Raw genomic sequence first — 17,092 nt, forward strand, 5'->3', positions numbered from 1 at the left:
CTAGAAGCTCGCGTTGGCCGAGAGGCGGGTGGGCTGGGCGCCGGTGATGAGGGTGGCGAGGGCCTGGTCGATGTGGGCGCCGAGGAACCAGTCGCCGCTGTGGTCGAGGCTGTAGACGCGGCCTTCGACATCGATCGCCAGGAGCGCCTGGTTGTCGGGCTCTTCGCCGATGGGGCACACCTCGGTGCCGAGGGCGCGGCCGAGGTCGCCGAGGGTGCGGGCGAGGTGCAGGCCGTACATGGGGTCGAGGTGCACCGTGGCGGGGGCTATCTGGCGGCCGGGTCCCTGCGGCGTGATGTGCAGGCCGCCGAATTCGGCCCAGGCCTCGACGGCGGCGGGGAAGACGGTGTGCCGGTGGCCGGCGGGTGAGGTGTGGCGGCGCAGGGCGTCGGCCCAGATCTCGGCCTGCTTTATGTCCCAGTGGCCGGGGCGCCAGCCGGCCGCGCGGAGGGCGGCGTCGACGGGGACGGGGAATCGCGTGCTGCCGCCGGCGGCGGGCGAGGTGGCCGTGGCGGGGTGTTCGGGGTGCATCGGGTGGCCCTCGTTCGGTCGTGGGGGCGGTCGTGCGGGCGGTCGTGGGGGGTGGTCGGCCGGTCGGCGGTCAGGCGTCGCTCGTCGTGGGGTCGACGACCCGGACGCCGAAGTGCGCGGTGAGGGCGGCGCAGGAGCGGCAGGGCTGGGCGAAGGCGCCGTGCAGCGGGTCGCCGTCCTCGCGGATGCGGCGGGTGGTGAGTTTGGCGTGCTTGAGGGCCTTGCGGGCCTCGCCGTTGGTCATGGGTTTGCGCGAGGCGCGTTTGGAGCGGCTCGCGTCGGCCGCCGTGAGGTGGCGGGAGATCAGGATGGCCTCGGCGCAGCGGCCGGTGAAGCGTTCGCGCTGGCCGCTGGTGAGGGCGTCGAGGAAGTCCTGGACGAGCGGGTGGAGCGCGGGCGGTTCGTCGCCGCGGCGTGCGGTGCAGGTGAGCGTGGTCTGCCCGCGTACGGAGAGGGCGGCGGCGACGGTGGGCAGGATGCCGTCGCGGCGCTGGCGCAGGATGGGCGCGTGGGCGGCGGTGGCGCTCCAGCCGACGCGGGGGTCTCCCGCGCGCGGGTCGCCTGCCGCGCGGGGATCGCCTGTGCGTGCGTCGCCTGCCCTCGCGGCACCTGCGCGTGGGTCTCCGGTGCCAGGGATGGCCGCCGGAGCGTGCCCCCGTGCGGTGGTGTCGTTCGTCGTGGTGGCCGCCGTCGTGGACAGCGTGTGGCCGGACATGCCGCTCTGTGCCGTCTGCATCGTGCTCTTCCCTCCCCCTGCTCGCGGCGGTCACCGCGTGTGCCACGCCCCCGCGTTGCGGGGGACAGCCTGCCAAATGGGGCGGGTGGTGCGGAAGCTGGGGCACTGCGACACGCCTGGCTTTCCGTCGGGATTCGTCGCACGGTGACCGTCCGGTGGCTCGTGGTCATGGAACCGGAGGCCCGGTGACCGGTGCCGTTCTTGCGCATAGGCTGTGTCGACATCGCAGGACCAGAACCAGAACCTTCCACAGTGCCGCAGGGGGCAACCGCCATGACGACAGGTCGGCTGGGGCAGCAGTCCGCGCCGCCGAACGCGGCCTACGCCGGGCAGGTGGTGCACTTCCCTGACCCGGTCCGTGCCGCGCGCCATCCCAGGGGGGTGCGGGTGGACGAGCACGGTTTCCCGGACTTCTCGTCGTACGCGCGTGCCGCCGCGGAGATCGCCGAGCCGCCCGAGGGGTTCGGTGTCGACGAACTCCGCCTGACGGACTACGTGTCGGCGAACGCGGCGATGGCCGCGGCGGGCCACGAACTGTGGGACACGATTCCCGCGGTGGCGACCCCGCACGGCTGGACCTGGCACCACGCGGCGCACAGCCGCCGGCTGGAGCTGGTCCCCGTCGAGGTGAAGGCGCTGCTGCGGCATCACGGCGGGATCGCGACGACGGCCGTGGACCAGGAGAAGAGGGGCACGCGCCCGCTGCAGGAGACGCGTCCCGCGCACTTCGGTCTGCCGAAGGCCTCGGTCGCGGTGACCGAGCAGCAGGTGCAGGGCGTGGAGGAGGACCTCGGGTACCGGCTGCCGGGCGCCTACCGCTCCTTCCTGAAGGCGGCGGGCGGCTGCGCGCCGGTCGGCGCGGCGCTCGACGCAGAGCTGGGCCTGCTCGTGGACCAGCCGTTCTTCACGGTGCGGGACGAGGCCGCGGTCAACGACCTGGTGTACGTGAACAAGTGCCTGCGCGACCACCTGACCAAGGACTACCTGGGTGTCGGGTTCGTGCAGGGCGGCCTGCTCGCCGTGAAGGTCAAGGGCGACCGGATCGGTTCGGTGTGGTTCTGCGCGTACGACGACGCGCGCGACGTCTCGGAGGCGGCGGGGTGGCCGCCGGCCGAGCGGGTGCGGCGGCTGCTGCTGCCGTGCGGCGACGACTTCGACGTGTTCCTGTCCCGGCTCGCGGGCAATCCGCCCGAGCTGGAGACCGTGGCGAACCTGATGGTGGACGGCGGCTTCGCGCAAGCCGTCCCCGTGCCGGGTGGGGAGTGACGCAACAGTGGTGACCTTCGCGCAGGCGCAGGAGCGCGCCGAGGAGTGGATCAACGGCGACGTGCCGGGCTATCAGCACCGTGAGGTGCGGGTCCGGGAGTTCGACCTGGGGTTCGTCGTGTGGGCCGAGGACCGCGAGCACGGTCCGGTGTCGGACGGCGGCGGGCAGCGGCTCGTCATCGCGCGGGACAGCGGCGACGCGACGCTCTGGCCCGCGCTGCCGGTGGGCGAGGTGATCCGCCGGTACGAGGAGGAGTACGGCCTGCCGGACGCGGCGCCGCAGGACGCGGTGCCTGCGCCCCCGGAGCGGGTCGACCTGAACCAGACGTCGTTCCTGCTGACGCCTCCGGAGTGGCTCCAGGAGGCGGCGGACAAGATGGGCATTCCGGACCGGCGCTCGGCGGCGGGGAGTTCGGGTTCCGGGGGGTCGGGTTCCGACGCATCCGGTCCCGGCACATCTGGCTCCGACGTACCCGGTCCCGGCACATCCGGTTCCGGCGCATCCGGCTCCGGTGAATCCGGGGAGCCCGCGGCGGCCGAGGAGCTTCCGGTTTCCGGGTTCCCGGAGGCGCCGGGTGCGCCCGCGACTTCCGCGACTCCCGCCGCTCCGGGGGGCGGTACGCCGTGGCCCGCGGCCGCCGCCTCCGACGAGGACGACGTGCCGGGACGCGACGACAGCCTGCCCGCCACGTCGCCGGGTGTGCCCGCGGGGGCGACTCCGTGGGCCGGTACGGACACCAACTCCGATGCGGGCGAGGACCATTCGGTGCCGCTGCCCGCGACGGTGTTCGCGCCGCCGCTGGCCGGCCTGGACGAGGACGACACCCCGCCGCCGGGTGTCGCACCGGAGGCCAAGACGGCCCTGATGCACGGGGGCAGTCAGCTCCCGGCGACGGCGATCGCTCCGGCACTGGACACTCCGGCGCCGGGTGGTCCGGCGGGTCCGGGCGCTCCGGCGCCGGGCGGTCCGGCGGGTCCGGGAGCCCCGGCTCCGGGCGGTCCGGCGGGTCCGGGAGCCCCGGCTCCTGGTGCTCCTGGTGCTTCGGCGCCGGGTGGCTTCGCTGCTCCGGCTGCTCCCGGCGTTGGTGCTGACGCGGCTTCGGCTCCGGGTGGGCCCGGGTCCTCGGCTCCTGGCGCCCCGGCCGCTCCGGCTCCGGGCGGTCCTGCGGCTCCCGGCGCTCCGAGTGCCCCGGCGCCCGGTACTCCCGCCGCGCCGGCGCCGGCCGCCCCCGCCGCTCCTGCCGGTCCGCCGCCCACCCCGCCGCAGCCGCCCGTCGGTTCGCCGACGCCTCCGCCGCCGAGCGCCCCCGAGGCCCCCGGCGCCTCCGCGTACGGGTACCCGCAGGCGCCCGGCGCCCCGGGCGCCGGGAACATCGCGGACGCCGCCACCAGCAAGGCCGAGGGGCCGCCGCACGGCTCCCGCGGGGGCGGGGCGAGCACACCGCCGCCTCCCGCCCCGCCGGGCGCGCCCGGCGCCCCCGCCGGAAGTACGCCGCCGCCCTCGGGGCCCGGCGCCCCCGGCACGCCCGCCGGTGGTTACGTTCCGACGCAGCTCGTGTCCTCGCTCGGCCCGGACGGCCCTCAGCCACCGGCCGCTCCCGCCGCTCCCGGCACGCCTCCTGGTACGCCCCCCGGTGGGGTGCACCACGCGGCGACGATGCTTGCGGACCCGAGCATGGGCGGCCCCGGCGGGGTCAAGCCGCCGGCTCCCCCCGGCGCTCCGGGTGCCCCTGGCGCCCCCCAGCCTCCCGGTCCCCCCGGTCCCCCCGGCGCTCCCGGTACGCCCCCGGGCGGGGTGCACCACGCGGCGACGATGCTGGCCGACCCGAGCATGGGCGGTCCCGGTGCTCCGGGCGGTGGGCTCAAGCCGCCCGCTCCCCCCGGTGCCCCCGGCACCCCCGGTGCGCCGCGGCCTCCGGGTCCCCCCGGTCAGCCCGGCGCGCGCCCCGGCGCTCCGGGCGCGCCCGCCGGCCCCGGCACCCCGCCGCCCCCCGGCGGCGGCGTCCACCACGCCGCGACGATGCTGGCCGGCCCCCCGGTCGGCGGCCCGGGTGCGCCCGGCATGCCGCCGCCGCCCGCGCCGGGCCACCCCGGCCCCGGCGCCCCGGGCATGCACGGCGCTCCCGGCATGCCGGGCGGCCCCGGCGTACCGGGTGGCCAGCCGTACGGCTACCCGCAGCAGCCCACCGGTCAGCCGACCGTCGGCCCGGGCTACCAGGCAGTGCTGCGGTATCGCGCGGCCGACGGCTCCGAGCAGCAGCTCATCCGGCGTTCGGCGCCCGGCACGCCGCACCCGGAGTGGCAGATCCTGCACGAGCTGCGCGGCCTGAACGTGCCGCCGCAGCAGGTGCTGGAACTCCACACCGAGCTGGAGTCCTGCGAGCTGCCGGGCGCGTACTGCGCCCGCATGATCCGCGAGACCTGGCCGCAGGCGCGGATCACGTCGATCGCCCCGTACGGCAGGGACCACGCGTCCCGCCGCCAGGGCATGCAGCAGCTGCTCGCGCACCAGGGCGAGTTGCACCAGGTCGCGGACGGGCCCGCCAGGCCCGCGCCGGTGCGCGCACCGCTGCAGCAGGTGCCGCCCGCCCCGCCGATCCCGCCGGAGGGCGTCGCGCAGGAGCTGGCCGCGGCCTTCGGTCCCGGCATCTTCCGGTTCGACCAGCGGGCGGTGTCCCGGCAGGGCGTGCCGGACATCGTGGCGCACACCCTCGTGGTGGCGGGGCTGCCCGTCGACTTCGGGCCGTTCTTCTGGGCGCAGGCCCAGCAGGGGCGGCCGGTGCCGACGCTGGCGGAGCTGGCGCAGGAGCGGGGTGTGCAGCCGGCGTCCGACGCGGGTTCGTACCTGGTGATGGGCAGTGACTTCGGGCGCGCGCTGTGCGTCCAGTACGGCACGGCGAACATCGTGGCGGTGCCGGTGGAGGCCGGTCCCGGCGGTGCGCCCGTGCCGCCGCAGTTCGTGAACACGGGGCTGCCCGAGTTCGCGCGCTGCATGGCGTTGCTCGGCCGGATGTGGCGGCTGCGCTTCGGGCTGAACCAGGAGCAGGCGGGCCGTTGGACCGTCGACTTCCAGAACCAGCTGGCGGCTCTCGACGGGGCGGCGCTCGCGTCGCCGGAGAGCTGGTGGTCGGTGCTGCTCGAGCAGATGTGGGACGGCCTGCTGTAGCCACTGCCCTGTGAATGAGCGAGGCGCCCGACCCGGAGCACGGGCGGGCGCCTCGGCCATTCGGGGCGTGGGCGGCGGGAATGACGCCCCGATTCCGACTTCCGGCCCCAATTGACGCATCCTTGACCGGGCGGAGTGGGCGGAGTGTCGGGTTATGAGCGCTTCCGCTTGATCCATCAAGATGTGCGCCAATCGCGCTGTACGCGCGTGGTACGCCGGAGAGGTGGTCCAAGGATGAGCAGCAGCGGTGCATCGTCGTCGCCGCACGGCTTCGTCACGGTGCGGGGGCGCGGCTACCGTCCCGAGCAGGTGGAGGCGTACGCCGCCGGTCTTTCGCGGGCGCGGGACGAGGCGTGGGAGCGGGCCGCCCGGCTGACCGTCCTCGCCAAGGACATGGAGGTGGAGGCCGAGCACCTGCGGGACGTGGTGTCGCGGCTCGCCCCCCAGACGTACGAGACGCTGGGCGAGCGCGCCCAGCAGATCCTGGCCCTCGCCGAGGCGGAGGCCGCCGCCCTGCGCGAGGCCGCGGAAACCGAGGCGCGGCGGCTGACGGAGACGGCCGAGGCCGCGGCGCGTGAGGTGCGGGAGGCCGCGCGCGCCCACGCCGAGAAGGTGGGCGCCGAGGCGGACGAGCGGGTGCGGCAGCGGCTCCTCGCGGACCGGGCGACGGCCGACGAGGCGCGGATCTCCGCACGGCGGGACGTGAAGGCGTGGCGCGGTGAGGCGCTGGCCGCGCTGCGGGAGATGCGGCAGCGGTGCGAGGCGCTCTTCGCCGAGCAGGAGAAGGAGCAGGGCGAGCGGTGGGAGGCCGCCGAGCGGGAGATCGCGGAGCGGGAGGCGGCGTCGGACGCGCGGGACGCGGAGCGGGTGGCCGCGGCGGAGGCCCGGCTCTCCGCCGCCAAGCGGGCGTTCGCCGAGGCGGAGGAGTCCGCGCGGCACCGGCAGGAGGACGCGGAGGCGCACGGCGCGGAGCTGGTCGCGGAGGCCGTCCTGGTCGAGGAGCGGCTGGCCCGCGACACGGAGCGGGTGCTGCGCGAACACGGCGAGCAGTGGGACGAGGTGCGGGCCCACATGGACCACGTACGCAGCAGCCTGGCCGCCCTGACGGGCCGCGCACCGGCGGAGGAGACGCCCTAGGCGCTGGTTCGGTCACCTTCCCCTGCGGGCCGCCCCCGCCAGGATCCAGCCCTCCACCGCCTCGTACCGCTTGCGGTGGTCCTGTGTTTCGGCGGGGCCCGAGAGGCGGGTGCCGAGCCAGCCGAGGAGGAAGCCGAGGGGGATGGAGGCGATGCCGGTCGTCGTGAAGGGGAACCAGGTGAAGTCGTGGTTCGGGAAGGCGGCGCCAGGGCTGCCGGAGACGAGGTTGGTGCCGGTCATCAGGACCGTCGCGCCGAGTGTGCCGCCGAGCAGGGTCCAGAGCAGGCCCGTGCGCGTGTAGCGGCGCCAGAAGAGGGTGTAGACCAGGGCGGGGGCGAGGGCCGAGGCGCCCAGGCAGAACGAGAGGGTGGCCAGGGGCTGGAGGCTGTGGTCCTTGACCAGGACGGCGAGGGCGATCGCGAGGGCGCCGGTGGTCAGTGCGGAGGCGCGGGCCAGGGTCATCTCGCGGCGGGGCGAGCAGGCGCGGCCGTGGGCGAGGACGTCGTGGGCCAGGGAGTTGGCGCAGGCGAGGATCATGCCGGCCACCGAGGCGAGCAGCGTCAGGAACAGTGCCGTGGTGACCGTCGTGAAGACCAGCGTCTCGGCGGTCGAGGTGTGGGTGCCGAACGCGGCGCGGGCGCCGAGCAGGAAGGCCGTGTTGCCCTGCGGGTCGTCCTGCGCGATGGCGGCGCCGCCGATGAGCGCGGTCGCGCCGAATCCCACGACGGTGATGACGAGGACGAAGAGGGAGACCGAGGAGACCGCCCAGGACATGGAGCGGCGTATCTCGCGGGCGGTGCGCGCCGTGTACATGCGCATGGTGACGTGGGGGAGCGCCGCGCCGCCGAGGACCACCGTCAGCTCGGAACTGAGCATGTCCAGGCGGGGGTTGGGGCTGTCCGCGAATTGGAGGCCGGAGCGGAGGAAGGCCGGTCCCGCTCCGCTGCCGCGCTGCGCTGCGGTCAGCAGGGCGCCCGCGTCCCAGTCGAAGCGGCGCAGGATCAGCGCGGCGATCACCGCGCCGGAGCCGAGCAGCATCACCATCTTGAGGATCTGGATGAGGGCGGTGCCCTTCATGCCGCCGATCGCCGCGTAGCTGATCATCAGGGCGCCGAGCGCGACGATGCAGCCGGTCTTGAGGCCGTCGTCGGAGAAGCCGAGCAGGAAGGCGAGGAGGTCGCCCGCGCCCGCGAGCTGGACGAGCATGAGCGGGAGCAGGGCGGCCAGGGTGGCCGCGCACACGGCGATGCGGACGGCGCGGCCCGGCATGCGGCGTGCCACGACGTCGCCCATGGTGAACCGGCCCGCGTTGCGCAGGGGTTCGGCCAGCAGGAACATCAGGAGGGTGAGGGAGAGCGCCGTGCCGAGGGCGAGGACCACCCCGTCGTAGCCGAGGAGGGCGATCACGCCGGTGGTGCCGAGGACGGTGGCGGCGGAGATGTAGTCGCCCGCGATGGCGAGGCCGTTGCGCATCGGGGAGAGCGCCCCGAAGCCGGTGTAGAACTCGTCGAGGTCGTCCCGGTCGGGTCCCGTCAGGACGCAGAGCAGCAGCGTGAGGGTGACCACGACGGTGAAGGCGACGAGGGACATGGTCTGGGCCTGGTCGCTCATGCGGGTTCACCGCCCGTCCGTGCGGCGGCCGACTCGCTCTGCCTGCGCAGGCGTTGGGCCAGCGGGTCGACGCGGCGGCGGGCCGTGTGCTCGTACAGGACGAGGGCGAGGCAGGTGACGGGCAGATGGCCGAGGCCGAGCAGCAGCCCGGTGTTCAGGCCGCCGGAGACGGTGCCGGCGAGCAGGGAAGGGGCGAGGGCGGACAGGAGGAGGAAGAGCGTGAAGTAGCCGAGCGCGGTGAGGGTGGCGATCCTGCGCTGCCGTCGGTAGGCGCCGCGCAGCTTGCGCAGGTCGCTGTGGCGGCCGGGCGCGGGGTGGCGGGGGAGAGGGGGCGGCGGTGGCGGCGGTGGCGGGGGCGGTGGCTGCCAGGGGTAGGTGAGGTGGGGCTCGGGGGCGGTGAGGTGGGGCTCGGCGTGGGGGAGGTGGGGCTCGGGCCGTGGGGGCGGGACGGGGGCGTCGTACGGGGGGTGGGTCATCCCGGTTCTCCTTGCGCGGCTTCCGGTCCGTGGTGCGGACCGCAGGGAGCGAGGGGAGCGAGACGTTACTTGTAAGTAGGGGCGGCGTGCGGGGTTTTCGGGGATCCGGTCAGTCGGTCTGTTGTGTGGGGGACAACTGCTCCTGCTGAGGGGCGAGTTGCGCGTCCTTGAGGACGGGGAAGCGCCGCGGTGCCAGGAAGAGGAGGACGAGCAGGGCGAGTACGGCGGCACAGCCCGCCCCGAGGTACACCGCGTCGACGGCCGAGTCGACGGCCCGCCGCAGCGGCTCGGGGTCGGCCACCGACCCCGGGTCGTCCAGGATGCGCGCCACCGAGTCGAGGGACCCGGCCCCGTCGAGGCGCGCGCTGAGCACTCCGTTGGCGACCGCGCCGAACAGGGCGGCGCCCAGCGTCTGCCCGATCTGGCGGCAGAACAGGACGGACGCGGTGGCCGTGCCGCGCTCGGCCCAGCCGACGGTGGACTGGACGCCGACGATGAGCGGCAGCTGGAAGATGCCGAGGGCCGCGCCGAGCAGCAGCATGAGCAGGGCGGGCTGCCAGGCGGCGCCGGGGTAGGGCAGCAGGGGGAACGCGAAGAGGATCAGCGCGGCCGCGGAGATGCCGGTGATCGCGGTGTTGCGGAAGCCGATCCTGCGGTACACGTGCTGGCTGAGCGCGGCGGAGACCGGCCAGCTCAGCGTCATCACGGAGAGGACGAAGCCGGCGGCGACGGGGGCGAGTCCGAGCACGGACTGGGCGTACGTGGGGAGGAAGACGGTCGGCGCGACCATCAGCAGGCCGAGCGCGCCGAGGGCGAGGTTGACGGCGGCGATGGTGCGCCTGCGCCAGACCCAGCCGGGGATGATGGGCTCCGCGGCCCGGCGCTCGACGAGGACGACGACGGCGATCAGCGCGAGCCCGGCGGCGAAGAGGGCGAGGGAGGGCGCCGACAGCCAGTCCCAGGCGACCCCGCCCTGCACGAGCGCGGTCAGGAGGGTGCCTCCGCAGGCGAAGACGGCGAGCGCGCCGGGCCAGTCGACGCGGCCGCGCGGCACGCTCTCCCGCTCGGGTTCGTGCAGGTGGCGCACGATCAGCCAGAGCGCGACCGCGCCGATGGGCAGATTGATCAGGAAGATCCAGCGCCAGTCGGTGTACGAGGTGATGAGGCCGCCGAGCGCGGGCCCCGCGACGGCCGACGTGGCCCACACGGTGGACAGCTTGGCCTGGATCTTGGGGCGTTCCTTGAGCGGGTAGAGGTCCGCGGCGAGGGTCTGCACGGTGCCCTGGACGGCGCCGCCGCCGAGTCCCTGGACGACGCGGAAGGCGATGAGCGACTCCATGTTCCAGGCGAGCGCGCAGAGCGCGGAGCCGAGGAGGAAGAGCACGCAGCCCGTGATGAGCACGGGCTTGCGGCCGAACGTGTCGGAGAGCTTGCCGTAGACGGGCAGGGTCACCGTGGCCGCGAGGAGGTAGCCGGAGAAGAGCCAGGAGAAGATCGAGAAGCCGCCGAGCGTGCCCACGATCTGCGGGACGGCGGTCGACACGATGGTGGAGTCGACGGCGACCAGCGCCATGGCGAGCATGAGCGCGGCGACGACCGCGCCCCTGCCCCGTATCGCTTCCTGGGTGCCCACGGAACTTCCTTCCCCCTGCACGCGGTTGCTGCGGGCCACTTTCTCACCCGGGGGAGGACCCGGGGAGGGCGCGGGGCAGGCGCGGGGCGAGCGCGGGGCAGGGGGACGGCGACCCTGAGTCGATCTCCACCGACGGGTGGAGATCCCCTAGGGGAACCTCCGTACAACGGACTGGGGAGCGTTCGTCCCACTGGAGGATGAGCGGGCCCCGGCCGGTCCTTAGATTGGCTTTACGGCGCACCGCACCGGCGGGGGTGGGGTTTTCCCCCGGAAAAGACTGCGCTGAGCACCAGCGCGCCGAACCCCCCTGTGACACCAGACTTGTTCGCACGGCGAACGCGCCCGACCCACCGCATGACCGACATAGGAGACTTACCGTGACAACGGCTGTGACCACACCCAGGCACGGGGGCACTGGAGGGCGTACGGCCGTGGCGGCACGGGCGCGCCAGGTCGTGAAGGCGTACGGCAGCGGGGAGACCCGTGTCGTCGCGCTCGACCGCATCGACGTGGACATCGCCCGCGGGCAGTTCACCGCGATCATGGGCCCCTCCGGCTCCGGCAAGTCCACCCTCATGCACTGCCTCGCGGGCCTCGACACGGTCAGCGAAGGGCAGATCTACCTCGACGAGACCGAGATCACCGGCCTCAAGGACAAGAAGCTCACGCAGCTGCGCCGGGACCGCATCGGCTTCATCTTCCAGGCGTTCAACCTCCTCCCCACGCTGAACGCCATCGAGAACATCACGCTCCCGATGGACATAGCGGGCCGCAAGCCCGACCGGGCCTGGCTCGACCAGGTCGTGGAGACCGTGGGCCTCGCGGGCCGCCTCAAGCACCGCCCGACCGAGCTCTCCGGCGGCCAGCAGCAGCGCGTCGCCGTGGCCCGCGCCCTCGCCTCCCGGCCGGAGATCATCTTCGGTGACGAGCCGACCGGAAACCTCGACTCCCGGGCCGGCGCGGAGGTCCTCGGCTTCCTGCGCCGCTCGGTGACCGACCTCGGCCAGACCATCGTGATGGTCACGCACGACCCGGTCGCCGCCTCGTACGCGGACCGCGTCCTGTACCTCGCCGACGGCCGGATCGTCGACGAGATGCACCACCCCACCGCCGACCAGGTCCTCGACCGCATGAAGTCCTTCGACGCCCGGGGGCGCACGTCATGACCGTCCTCAAGACCTCGATGCGCAACTTCTTCGCGCACAAGGGACGCATGGCGCTCTCCGCGGTGGCCGTGGTCCTTTCGGTGGCGTTCGTCTGCGGCACGCTCGTCTTCTCCGACACGATGAGCACCACCTTCGACAAGCTCTTCGCGGCGACCTCAGCCGACGTCACCGTCACCCCCAAGTCCGCGAAGGACGCGGGCGAGACGCCCCGCAGCGGCAAGCCCGAGTCGCTGCCCGCCTCCGTCGTCCGTGAGGCCGGGAAGGTCCCGGGCGTGAAGGCCGCCGAAGGCGCCGTCAGCAGCCAGAGCGTGACCGTCGTCGACAAGAAGAACAAGAACATGGGGCCGACCAGCGGCGGCCCGACCATCGCCGGCAACTGGACGCGCAACGACCTGCGTTCGATGGACATCACCTCCGGCCACGCCCCGCGCGGCCCCACCGAGGTGATGGTCGACGCCGACACCGCGGACAAGCACGACCTCAAGATCGGTGACGAGCTGCGCACCATCGCCGCCACCGGCGACCACACCGCGAAGATCTCCGGCATCGCCACCTTCAAGGTGACCAACCCCGGCGCCGCGATCTTCTACTTCGACACCGCCACCTCCCAGCGCGAACTCCTCGGCGCCACAGGACGGTTCACGCACGTCAACCTCACCGCGGCCGCGGGCGTCAGCGACACCGAGCTGAAGGCCGACGTCGCGGCGGCCCTGGACAAGGCCGCGTACGACATCAAGACGCAGAAGGAGACCGCCGACGACGGCCGCAAGGAGGTCGGCAGCTTCCTCGACGTCATGAAGTACGCGATGCTCGGCTTCGCCGGAATCGCCTTCCTCGTCGGCATCTTCCTCATCATCAACACCTTCTCGATGCTGGTCGCCCAGCGCACCCGCGAGATCGGCCTGATGCGCGCCATCGGCTCCAGCCGCAAGCAGGTCAACCGCTCGGTGCTCGTCGAGGCGCTGCTGCTCGGCGTGTTCGGCTCCATACTCGGCGTCGGCGCGGGCATCGGCCTCGCCGTCGGCCTCATGAAGCTCATGGCGGGCATGGGCATGGAGCTCTCCACCGGCGACCTCACCGTCAGCTGGACGACGCCCGTCGTCGGCATGGTCCTCGGCATCGTCGTCACCGTCCTCGCCGCCTACCTCCCCGCACGACGGGCCGGCAAGGTCTCGCCGATGGCCGCGCTGCGCGACGCGGGCACCCCCGCCGACGGCAGGGCGAGCGCGCTGCGCGCCGTCATCGGCCTGGTCCTCACCGGCGCCGGCGTCTTCGCCCTCTACGCCGCGGCGCAGGCCGACAAGGCCAAGGAAGGCTCCCTCTTCCTCGGCGGCGGTGTCGTCCTCACCCTCATCGGCTTCGTCGTCATCGGCCCCGTGCTCGCCTCCGGCGTCGTCCGCGTCCTCAGCGCGGTGCTCCTGCGGGCCTTCGGCCCGGTCGGCCGGATGGCCGAGCGCAACGCCCTGCGCAACCCGCGCCGCACCGGCGCCACCGGCGCGGCCCTGATGATCGGCCTCGCCCTGGTCGCCTGCCTCTCCGTCGTCGGCTCCTCGATGGTCGCGTCGGCCACGGAGGAGCTCGACAAATCGGTCGGCGCCGACTTCATCGTGCAGCCCACCCAGCCCGGCATCTCCATCACCACGAAGGCCGCCGAGGCCTTGGAGAAGGCCGACCACATCGGCCACATCACGCGCTACAAGCAGATCGAGGCGGACCTGACCACACCCGGCGGCAAGGCCGTGGACGGCGTCGGCCTGAGCGCCGCAGACCCGACGTACGCCAAGGACCTGCGCCGCGAGACGGTCGCCGGTGAACTGTCCGCCGCGTACGGGAAGAACGCCATGTCGGTCGGCGACGAGTTCGCCGAGAAGCACGGTCTGAAGGTCGGCGACGAGCTGAAGGTCGCCTTCGAGCACGGGAAGACGGCGAAGCTGCGGCTCGCGGCCATCACGAAGGACGACGGCACCGTCGACAACGGCGCGATGTACCTGAACATCACGACCCTGGAGCAGTACGTCCCCGCGGACCGGATGCCGCAGAACGACATCATGTTCGCCACGGCCGACAAGGGCCAGGAGGACGCCGCGTACACCTCCCTGAAGAAGTCCCTGGAGGCGTACCCGCAGTACAAGGTGATGGACCAGACCGACTTCAAGCAGACCCTGAAGGACCAGGTCGGCCAGCTCCTCAACATGGTCTACGGCCTGCTCGGCCTTGCGATCATCGTCGCGATCCTGGGCGTCGTGAACACCCTGGCCCTCTCCGTGGTGGAGCGCACCCGCGAGATCGGCCTGATGCGGGCCATCGGCCTCTCGCGCCGCCAGCTGCGCCGCATGATCCGCCTGGAGTCCGTGGTCATCGCCCTCTTCGGTGCCCTGCTCGGCCTCGGCCTGGGCATGGGCTGGGGCGCGACGGCCCAGCAGCTCCTCGCCCTGGAGGGCCTGAAGGTCCTGGAGATCCCGTGGCCGACGATCATCGCGGTCTTCGTCGGATCGGCGTTCGTGGGCCTCTTCGCGGCGCTGGTCCCGGCCTTCCGGGCCGGCCGGATGAACGTCCTCAACGCCATCGCCACCGAATAGCCACCGCCACGGGGGTGCGGGGGAGACACCGGCCCCGGCGGGCGCGCGCACTGCGCACCCGCCGGGGCCGGTGGTGTGTGTCCCCCTGGGTCCTACTCCCTGCGCAGCAGCACGTACCCGTACGCCGCGTCCTCGGCGACGTACCGCTCGCCCGGGTGCAGCTTGCCGGCGTACGCGACCGGGTCCTTCGTCCAGCCGGAGCGGACGTCGAGAGCGATGTACTGGGGGACGACCGGGTCGGCCGCGCCCACCCAGAAGACGCGGGCCCGCGAGGTCAGCCTGCTGACCGGCCCGATGTTCGCCTCGACGGTGGCGCCGTCCGGGACCCGGTCGAGGACCCGCTCCACGGCGGTGACCTGCTCGCTCTTCTCGTACGTCCACGACTCGGTGACGCCCGCCAGCGGCAGGGACGTCGTGAGGGCGAGCGCGGCCGCGGCGGCGCAGGCCGGCAGCAGGTCCGCGTACCGGCGCAGCCACGGCCGCCGGTCGCGGCGCGCGGCGGCGACGGCGTCGGCGAAGGCGAGCAGAACGACGGGCATCAGGACGGCGCTGTAGTGCCAGTCGGTGCCCCAGTAGTGGTCGTCGGCGGAGAGGAACCGCCAGCCGAGAGTGGGGAGCGCGACCAGGAGCAGCGGCGAGCGCAGCGCGAGCAGCCCGGTGGGGATCAGCAGCCAGGCGAGGGTGCGCAGCTTGGTGCCGGCGCCGTCGAGGACCCCGGTGCCGCCCGCATCGCCGACCTTGTCCCAGTAGTCGTACGCGCCGACCGAGTTGAACGCGGGAATGACCAGGGTGAGGGTGACGAGGGTGGCGACCGCGCCGAAGGCGGCGACCCCGAGGGCGTGGCGCAGGGCCTTCGGGTCCGTGCGGCGGCACCGGATCGCCACGACCACGGCGATCGCCGCGAGGGTCGCGCCCAGGTCCTCCTTCACGAGGACGAGCGGCAGCGCCCAGAGCAGGGCGGCCCGCCACCGCTGCCGCAGCAGCGCTTCGAGGGAGAAGGCGATCAGCGGCAGCGCGAAGCAGATCTCGTGGAAGTCGAAGTCGACGGCGCGCTGGACGCCCCACGACAGTCCGTACGCCACCCCGACGGCGAGCCCCGGGCCGCGCCCCAGGAGCCGGGTCGCCGCACGCGTCACCGGGACGACGGAGACGGCGATCAGCAGCGCCTGCGCGACGAGCAGCGTGACCGGCGAGGGGAAGAGGCGGTAGGCGGGCGCGAGGAGGGCGGTGACGGGGCTGAAGTGGTCACCGAGGATGTTCGCGCCTGGCCCCTTGAGGTCGGCCACCGGCACCTGGAGGTGCGCGTAGGCGCGGACGGCCTGCTCGAAGATGCCGAGGTCCCAGGAGCGCGTCTCGAGGCGCCGGTACCGGCTGACGGACACGACGGCGTACGCGAGGAACAGGCCGGCGGCGAGCAGGTGCGGGGCGCGGTCCCAGAGGCGTCCCGCCCTGTCGGGGGCGGTGCCGGTCCGGTCCCGCTCCGGTATGGGCTCGTGGGAGGGGGAGGAGGCCGGCCCCTCCGGCGTGCGAGGAGCGGGGTCCGGGGCGGAGCCCTGTGCGGTGGCGGTGCGCATCAAAGAAGTCAGTCCCCCGGCGGAGCGGTGGTCGGTGTGGTGGTGGGCGGTGTGGTCGGCGTCGCGGAATCCGGCGGCGGCAGGGACGTCGACGGCATCCGGGACGGCGTCCCCGTCGGCGGGGACGAGCCTCGCGCAGGCGAGCCCGACCGGTCGGGCAAGGAGGACGACTCCGGGAGGGAGGCCGACTTCGTCGGGCTCGGCGGCACCGCGGGCCCCACCGGTTCCCCCTCGCGGCCCAGCTGCAGCGCGGCGACCGCCGCGCCCCCGGACACCAGGCACACGGCGAGCGCCGCGCCCGCCGCGTAGGTCCGGCGCCTGCGGCGGGCGCCGCGCGCGGAGACCTGTCCGGCGGGGACCGGCGAGGCGAGCCTGCCGCCCGACGCGGCGGCCCGCTTCAGCGCGACGGCGAGGCTGTCGTCGGCCGGGGAGTGGGGCTCAGGCACGGTGCTCCTCCGAGGTGGGCGCGTCGCCGGCGGGCGCGTCGTCGAGATGCGGCGCGAGCGCCGCCCTGGCACGGGACAGGTGGGACTTGACGGTCCCGGCCGCGATCCCGGTCTCCGCGGCGACCTGCTGCACGCTCAGGTCGCACACGTAGTGCAGCACCGCCACGCGCCGCTGCCGCTCGGAGAGCCGCCGCAACGCGGCGACCAGCGCGACCGTGTCCGGCTCGGGCTCGGGCACGGCGCCCGCCCGCTCCCCGTGGTGGCGCCGCCAGGCGTCCGCGGCCCGCCCGCGCCGCCGCCACCGGCTGACGGCGAGCCGCCAGGCGACGGTCCTGATCCACGCCTCGGGCCCGGCGTCGCGCTCGAGACGGGCGCGGCGCGCCCAGGCGCGGACGAAGGCCTCCTGGACGACGTCCTGTGCCTCGTGGAGGTCGCCCGTCATCAGATACACCTGCCCGACCAGCGGTCGCACGGAGTGCGCGTAGAACGCCTCGAACTCCTCGTCGGTCAAGTGGTCTCCTGGTGCGTGTGGCGCATGACTCTCGAAGGCAGTACGCCTGGGACACGCGTCCGGTTTACGCGGTGGGAAAGAATTTTCGGGCGGCGGTTTCCGGTCATGGTTTCCGGTCATTGTGCGGGAGGGCGCGCACGGCCCCGCCCGCCGGGGCTCGCCGGGCCCGCCCGTACCATGCCGCGCCGATCACCCCGTAGTCGTACGCTGGGAACCCCCGGCCCGTGCGACGTGCCGGGCGGTTCGCGTTGCCCACCCAC

General features: G+C 74.0%; 13 protein-coding genes. 5 read left to right on the forward strand and 8 right to left on the reverse strand.

The genetic code is table 11. The features are described 5' to 3' along the window. Together ACH4D5_RS18590 and ACH4D5_RS18595 are read right to left on the reverse strand one after the other, a co-directional pair. Positions 1 to 531, reverse strand: a complete 531-nt coding sequence (locus tag ACH4D5_RS18590; protein ID WP_398303475.1) for an SUKH-3 domain-containing protein — start codon at positions 529 to 531, stop codon at positions 1 to 3. Positions 532 to 601: 70 nt separating this feature from the next. Continuing rightward, positions 602 to 1,246, reverse strand: a complete 645-nt coding sequence (locus ACH4D5_RS18595) for a YwqJ-related putative deaminase (protein WP_398303765.1) — start codon at positions 1,244 to 1,246, stop codon at positions 602 to 604. Between the two features lie 294 nt (positions 1,247 to 1,540). On the opposite strand from ACH4D5_RS18595, the gene ACH4D5_RS18600 reads away from it, so the two are divergent. The 3 genes from ACH4D5_RS18600 to ACH4D5_RS18610 all read left to right on the forward strand — a co-directional run bounded on the left by ACH4D5_RS18600 (position 1,541) and on the right by ACH4D5_RS18610 (position 6,836). Further along, positions 1,541 to 2,533 carry an SMI1/KNR4 family protein gene (locus ACH4D5_RS18600; RefSeq protein WP_398303477.1) on the forward strand — a complete coding sequence of 331 codons (993 nt, stop codon included), beginning with the start codon at positions 1,541 to 1,543 and terminating at the stop codon, positions 2,531 to 2,533. A 7-nt stretch (positions 2,534 to 2,540) separates the two neighbouring features. After that, the gene (locus ACH4D5_RS18605) at positions 2,541 to 5,699 is read left to right on the forward strand and encodes an SUKH-4 family immunity protein (protein WP_398303479.1); all 3,159 of its coding nucleotides are present in this window, start codon (positions 2,541 to 2,543) and stop codon (positions 5,697 to 5,699) included. Between the two features lie 234 nt (positions 5,700 to 5,933). Beyond that, on the forward strand, positions 5,934 to 6,836 hold the full coding sequence (locus tag ACH4D5_RS18610; protein ID WP_398303481.1) for a cellulose-binding protein: 903 nt from the start codon (positions 5,934 to 5,936) through the stop codon (positions 6,834 to 6,836). A 12-nt stretch (positions 6,837 to 6,848) separates the two neighbouring features. On the opposite strand, the gene ACH4D5_RS18615 is transcribed toward ACH4D5_RS18610, so the two are convergent. The 3 genes from ACH4D5_RS18615 to ACH4D5_RS18625 form a co-directional block, all read right to left on the reverse strand. Then, positions 6,849 to 8,447, reverse strand: coding sequence for a cation acetate symporter (locus ACH4D5_RS18615; RefSeq protein ID WP_398303483.1), 1,599 nt, complete (start codon positions 8,445 to 8,447; stop codon positions 6,849 to 6,851). Continuing rightward, positions 8,444 to 8,923: a DUF485 domain-containing protein gene (locus tag ACH4D5_RS18620; protein WP_398303485.1), complete on the reverse strand. Its 480-nt coding sequence runs from the start codon at positions 8,921 to 8,923 to the stop codon at positions 8,444 to 8,446. The genes ACH4D5_RS18615 and ACH4D5_RS18620 overlap by 4 nt, the downstream gene beginning before the upstream one ends. 109 nt (positions 8,924 to 9,032) lie before the next feature. Then, on the reverse strand, positions 9,033 to 10,556 hold the full coding sequence (locus ACH4D5_RS18625; RefSeq protein WP_398303487.1) for an MDR family MFS transporter: 1,524 nt from the start codon (positions 10,554 to 10,556) through the stop codon (positions 9,033 to 9,035). A 377-nt stretch (positions 10,557 to 10,933) separates the two neighbouring features. On the opposite strand from ACH4D5_RS18625, the gene ACH4D5_RS18630 reads away from it, so the two are divergent. Both ACH4D5_RS18630 and ACH4D5_RS18635 read left to right on the forward strand, forming a co-directional pair. Then, the gene (locus ACH4D5_RS18630; RefSeq protein ID WP_398303489.1) at positions 10,934 to 11,722 is read left to right on the forward strand and encodes an ABC transporter ATP-binding protein; all 789 of its coding nucleotides are present in this window, start codon (positions 10,934 to 10,936) and stop codon (positions 11,720 to 11,722) included. Next, on the forward strand, positions 11,719 to 14,301 hold the full coding sequence (locus tag ACH4D5_RS18635) for an ABC transporter permease (protein ID WP_398303491.1): 2,583 nt from the start codon (positions 11,719 to 11,721) through the stop codon (positions 14,299 to 14,301). The genes ACH4D5_RS18630 and ACH4D5_RS18635 overlap by 4 nt, the downstream gene beginning before the upstream one ends. A 92-nt stretch (positions 14,302 to 14,393) precedes the next feature. On the opposite strand, the gene ACH4D5_RS18640 is transcribed toward ACH4D5_RS18635, so the two are convergent. From ACH4D5_RS18640 to ACH4D5_RS18650, 3 genes are read right to left on the reverse strand one after another with little or no spacing between them, the layout of a single operon-like run. Then, the gene (locus tag ACH4D5_RS18640) at positions 14,394 to 15,875 is read right to left on the reverse strand and encodes a DUF2079 domain-containing protein (protein WP_398303493.1); all 1,482 of its coding nucleotides are present in this window, start codon (positions 15,873 to 15,875) and stop codon (positions 14,394 to 14,396) included. An 8-nt stretch (positions 15,876 to 15,883) separates the two neighbouring features. Then, positions 15,884 to 16,321: a hypothetical protein gene (locus ACH4D5_RS18645; protein WP_398303495.1), complete on the reverse strand. Its 438-nt coding sequence runs from the start codon at positions 16,319 to 16,321 to the stop codon at positions 15,884 to 15,886. Then, positions 16,314 to 16,832: a SigE family RNA polymerase sigma factor gene (locus ACH4D5_RS18650; protein ID WP_398303497.1), complete on the reverse strand. Its 519-nt coding sequence runs from the start codon at positions 16,830 to 16,832 to the stop codon at positions 16,314 to 16,316. The genes ACH4D5_RS18645 and ACH4D5_RS18650 overlap by 8 nt, the downstream gene beginning before the upstream one ends. Between the last annotated feature and the right edge of the window lie 260 nt (positions 16,833 to 17,092).

The organism is Streptomyces sp. NPDC018029, from assembly GCF_044327655.1.
Classification (GTDB): domain Bacteria; phylum Actinomycetota; class Actinomycetes; order Streptomycetales; family Streptomycetaceae; genus Streptomyces.